General features: G+C 67.7%; 4 protein-coding genes. 2 read left to right on the top strand and 2 right to left on the bottom strand.

The window, feature by feature from the left end; all coding sequences use genetic code 11:
* Positions 1-87: 87 nt before the first annotated feature.
* Positions 88-687: a hypothetical protein gene (locus QK444_RS32255; protein WP_282785842.1), complete on the bottom strand. Its 600-nt coding sequence runs from the start codon at positions 685-687 to the stop codon at positions 88-90.
* Between the two features lie 144 nt (positions 688-831).
* Here QK444_RS32255 and polA point away from each other — a divergent pair, with 144 nt between their 5' ends.
* Positions 832-3,573, top strand: coding sequence for a DNA polymerase I (polA, locus tag QK444_RS32260; RefSeq protein WP_282785843.1), 2,742 nt, complete (start codon positions 832-834; stop codon positions 3,571-3,573).
* Positions 3,574-3,844: 271 nt separating this feature from the next.
* Here the strand turns inward: polA and QK444_RS32265 are convergent, their stop codons facing one another.
* A complete protein-coding gene (locus QK444_RS32265; RefSeq protein WP_282785844.1) occupies positions 3,845-4,186 on the bottom strand; it encodes a hypothetical protein in 342 nt (113 codons plus the stop codon).
* Between the two features lie 385 nt (positions 4,187-4,571).
* Here QK444_RS32265 and QK444_RS32270 point away from each other — a divergent pair, with 385 nt between their 5' ends.
* Entirely contained in the window at positions 4,572-5,015 is a 444-nt protein-coding gene (locus QK444_RS32270; protein ID WP_282785845.1) for a 2-keto-3-deoxygluconate kinase, read from the top strand.
* Positions 5,016-5,137: the final 122 nt, after the last annotated feature.

A 5,137-nucleotide genomic window follows, 5' to 3' on the forward strand; every position in this document is an offset into this window, starting at 1 on the left:
ACCGCTGCTCTGCCAATTGAGCTACGCCCCTTCGTTGCGCGCGACTACCGTACCAACATCACGCGCCGGGACGAAATCGCTTTTCCATCACCCCAAACCGAGCCGCTCCAACCACGCGTTCAACCGCCCCGCCGCCGCCCCCGACCAGTACGAGCTGCGCCACTCCCGCCCGGCCGCCAGCTCCAGCAGCTGCGCCTGCGCTGCCGGACCGTCGGATGCCGCCCACTCCGCGAGAAACGGTTCCAGGTCCAGGCCGGTGGCGGCGATCGAGCAGAGCACGGTGTCGGCGCTGGGCAGGGTGGGATAGGACGCCAGCGTATCGCGCCACCAGGCGCGCAGGAATCGCTCGATGGCGACCCGCTCGGCGGCCGGCCACTCGAGCCAGCGGCCGTATTCGAGTTTCCCGAACACGATTTCGGGATCCGGATAGGCGAAGGCGTCGTCGGCCGCCAGCTCCAGCAACCGGGGCAGCAGGTAGCGGAAGTCGTCGACGCCGCCCCAGGTACTCATCGCCTTGGCGGCGTATCGGGCCAACGCCTCCGGCGTGAGCGATCGGATCGGCTCATTCAGTAGACAGCGTCCCTCGTCCGGTGCGACGCAGTGCGGGCAGCCCTCGATCACGTCGGGGCGTGGGATCCGTGCGAACACGTCGTACAGTTCACGCAATGCCGCGGCCCGGTCGCACACGGCTGTGAGGATACGGCGACGACCGGTCCGATGCCGAGTCGTCGGCGGGCCGGTGGCGGTGGGAGTGCACCGATTCGGTCGGCGTCGGGACCGGTTCGCGCCCGGTGCGTACGGTTGTCGGTGGACGTCCCTAGACTCTGGGGCGTGACTCCTGCCTCTATCGATCAGCGTCCGAGTGCTGCGTCCACCGCTACCGCCGATGTGGGGGAGCGGCCTACGTTGTTGCTGCTGGATGGGCATTCGCTGGCTTATCGGGCGTTCTACGCGCTGCCGGCGGAGAATTTCAAGACGCAGAGCGGGCAGACCACCAATGCCGTGTACGGGTTCACGGCGATGCTGATCAATCTGCTGCGGGACGAGAAGCCCACGCATGTGGCGGCGGCGTTCGACGTGAACCGGAAGACGTTCCGGACCGAGGCGTATCCGGAGTACAAGGCGAACCGGATCACCACGCCGGACGAGTTCCGGGGGCAGGTGGAGATCACCCAGGAGGTGCTGGGGGCGCTCGGGATTCCCACCATGGCGATGGAAGGGTACGAGGCGGACGACATCATCGCCACGCTCACCACGCAGGCGGTGCCGCAGGGATACCGGGTGCTGATCGTGAGCGGCGACCGGGATTCGCTGCAACTGGTCAACGACGATGTCACCGTGCTGTACCCGAAGAAGGGCGTCAGCGAGCTGACCCGGTTCACCCCGGCGGCGGTGGAGGAGAAGTACGGGCTCACCCCGGCGCAGTATCCCGATTTCGCGGCGCTGCGCGGCGACCCGAGCGACAACCTGCCCGGCATTCCCGGCGTCGGCGAGAAGACCGCCGCCAAATGGGTGCGCGAATACGGCGACCTGGCCGCACTGGTGGACAAGGTGGACACCGTCAAGGGCAAGGTGGGAGACGCGCTGCGCGCCAACCTGTCCAGTGTGGTGCTCAACCGGCAGCTCACCGAGATGGTGCGCGATGTGCCGGTGCCCTACACCCCCGACCAGCTGGCCATGCAGCCGTGGGACCGGGAGAAGATCCACTCCCTGTTCGACGATCTGGAATTCCGCGTCCTGCGCGACCGCCTGTTCGACACCCTCGCCCCGGTGGAACCCGAGGCCGAGGCCGGATTCGAGATCAGCGGCGGCACCCTGGCTCCGGGCTCGGTCGCCGACTGGCTGGCAGAACACGCCAAAGCCGGTCAGCGCCACGGCGTTTCGGTGGTCGGCGTCGGCAATCCGGTCAATGGCGACACCAAGGCCATCGCCATCGCGGCCGCCGACGGCGAGGGCGGCTACCTCGACGTCCACGCCCTCACCCCGGAGGACGAGGCCACGCTCGGCGCCTGGCTCGCCGATCCGGAGACCCCCAAGGCCCTGCACGAGGCCAAGGCCGCCATGCACGCCCTGCGCGCCCGCGGCTGGACCCTCGGCGGCCTCACCAGCGACACCGCCCTGGCCGCCTACCTGGTCCGGCCGGGCCAGCGCACCTTCACCCTCGATGATCTGTCATTGCGCTACCTCAAGCGCGAACTGCGAGTGGAGGATTCGGGCGCGGCCCAGCTGTCCCTGCTCGACGACGAGGACCAGGTCGACGAGGAGCTCGCCAAGGCCGAGATCCTGCGCGCCCAGGCGGTCTCCGACCTCGCCGCCGCCTTCGACGAGGAACTCGAGCGCATCGAGTCCACCGCCCTGCTGCGCGATATGGAACTGCCGCTGCTGGCCGTGCTCGCCGATCTCGAACAGGCCGGTATCGCCGTCGACGCCGATCAGCTCGAACAGTTGCAGCGCGAATTCGCCGACCGGGTCGCCGAGGCCGCGAACAATGCCTACGAGGTGATCGGCGAGCAGATCAACCTCGGCTCGCCCAAGCAGTTGCAGGTGGTGCTGTTCGACAAGCTCGATATGCCCAAGACCAAGCGCACCAAGACCGGCTACACCACCGACGCCGACGCGCTGGAGGGCCTGTACGAGAAGACCCAGCACCCGTTCCTGCAACATCTGCTCGAGCATCGCGACGCCACCCGGCTCAAGGTGACCGTGGACGGCCTGCTCAAATCCGTCGCCGACGACGGGCGCATCCACACCACCTTCAATCAGACCATCGCCGCCACCGGGCGACTGTCGTCCACCGAGCCGAATCTGCAGAACATCCCGATCCGCACCGACACCGGCCGCCGCATCCGCGACACCTTCGTGGTCGGCCCCGGCTTCGAATCGCTCATGACCGCCGACTACAGCCAGATCGAAATGCGGATCATGGCGCACCTGTCCAAGGACGAGGGCCTGATCGAGGCGTTCAACTCCGGTGAGGACCTGCACACCTTCGTGGCGTCCAAGGCGTTCGACATTCCGCTGTCGGAGGTGCACCCGGAAATGCGTCGCCGCATCAAGGCCATGTCCTACGGCCTGGCCTATGGTCTGTCCGCCTACGGCCTGTCGCAGCAGTTGAAGATCAGCGCCGAGGAGGCCAAGGCGCAGATGGAGGTGTACTTCAACCGTTTCGGCGCCATCCGCGACTATCTGCGCGACGCCGTCGAGCAGGCGCGCAAGGTGGGTTACACCGAAACCCTGTTCGGCCGTCGTCGTTACCTGCCGGACCTGGACTCCAGCAATCGCCAGCGCCGCGAGGCAGCCGAACGCATGGCGCTCAACGCGCCCATCCAGGGCACGGCCGCCGACATCATCAAGGTCGCCATGATCGACACCCAGCGGGCCATCCGGGACGCGGGCCTGAAGTCGCGCATGCTCCTGCAGATTCATGACGAACTCGTCTTCGAGGTGGCGTCGGGGGAGCGTGAGGCGCTGGAATCACTTGCCCGCGAACATATGTCGAAGGCCATCGACCTTTCGGTGCCGCTCGAGGTGTCGGTGGGCGTGGGCCGCAGCTGGGACGCGGCCGCGCACTGACCGACCGTGGCGCGCACCGCCCGCGAGTATCTCGTGCACGGGCGGTGCGCCGCATGAATCGGTGTGTCGCGGCCGGCACAACCGGGCGTGTGGCGGGGTGGATCGAGTGATCGGCGGACGCCGCCGCGGGATCGACAGAGTGAATCGGAACAGTCTCTGATCGGATCGCCCGTGGGTCGGGCGCGCGGCCGCGTTTCGGCGTTATCGGCCGGGGGCGTACCGGTTTCCGGCTGCACGCCGGAATGTGGCGCGCGCGGTCGTCGGTGGACGGTCAGGAGTGTTGCGGGAGGGTGCTCGGCGCTATCGACGCGCAGGCCAGCGCGGTGGCACGGCAGATGTCCGCGCAGGCCCGCTCACCGTACTGTTCGCACTGCTCGGCGAGGTCGATACAGGCGTCGCGGGTCAATTCGCACAGCCACGCTGCCCAGGGGGAGTCGCGGTCCAGCAGGTCGGCCGTGTGGCGGCTCAGTTCGGACACATCGGTCAGCATGGCGGTATGCCGCCGATCCACGTGGGCCGCGTCGGGATCCGGACTGGCGTGGATCTGGTGTCGGCAGGCGCGGTGGCAGCGGAGGAGATGGTCGATGGTGCGCTGGATCGTGGGATCGGTCATGGCACCTCTTCCGTTGATTAGCTGCTGATTTGCCCATTGTCGTGGAAGGGGGTCGGAGAGTCCCGCAGGCATGCCGCTGCGACCGTGGTGAAAGTTACTCGTGGGTCGGCGCGGAATATGGTTGCTATCCCCGAGATGTCCCCTTAAGCTCGACGCCGTGCCGAATCCCGCCTACAGCCGCAGCGCAGCGCTCGACGTCGCCGACCGCGACCGCGCCGCGCTTCTTCCGCTCACCGCGATGGTGGCTGTGGCGCGAATTCTCGTAGTAGCCCGCCGTAGCGGGGTCTGATTCGGACCGGCCCCCTCGCTGCGGCCACTCTGCTCTTTGATTTTCGCTGGTCCCCTCTGCCATTCCTCGGAAGATTCGGGAAGACCAAACCTCACCATGACCATCACCATCGATACCCACACGTTCATCGCCGCTGCCCCCGCGAGCCTGCGGGCCGAATGCCGCGACCTCACCCCCGCCGAGTTCTACGACCGGTACTGCGAACACGAAGGCCCGGTCAAACTCAGTGAGTGGACGCCCATCGGGCACCACGGACCCGGCGGGCGCTACACGGCGACCCTCGAGATCGCCGACCACCTGCGCACCGTCGTGGCGGCGGGCAGCCCGGTGGCGACGCTGACCTCGGCCCTCTACGACGAGGGCTACCCGGTCGAGCTCCTCGCCTTCCACCAGCGCCGCACCGACGACGGCATCGCCACCTTCGTCCAATGCGAGTTCAACAACCGCCGCGGTTGGGGCGCCGCCCTCGCCGACGACGGCGCCGAATCCGCCATCCGCGCCATGATCGCGGGCATCAACCACCTCGGAACCCACTTCTGAGGTAGCACCGCACCCCGCTACCCGACGGTAGCGGGGTGCGATGCTACCCGGGCCTCGAAGCGACGGCCTCGAAACGACGGGTCTCGAAAACAGCAGCGCCGCACCCGATCAAGGGTGAGTCG

The organism is Nocardia sp. CC201C, assembly GCF_030010695.1.
In the GTDB taxonomy this organism is placed as follows: domain Bacteria; phylum Actinomycetota; class Actinomycetes; order Mycobacteriales; family Mycobacteriaceae; genus Nocardia; species Nocardia otitidiscaviarum.

Bases quoted from the DNA above. Each gene is read 5' to 3' on its own strand.
- QK444_RS32265 (WP_282785844.1), bottom strand. From the start codon at position 4,186: ATGACCGATCCCACGATCCAGCGCACCATCGACCATCTCCTCCGCTGC.
- QK444_RS32270 (WP_282785845.1), top strand. From the start codon at position 4,572: ATGACCATCACCATCGATACCCACACGTTCATCGCCGCTGCCCCCGCG.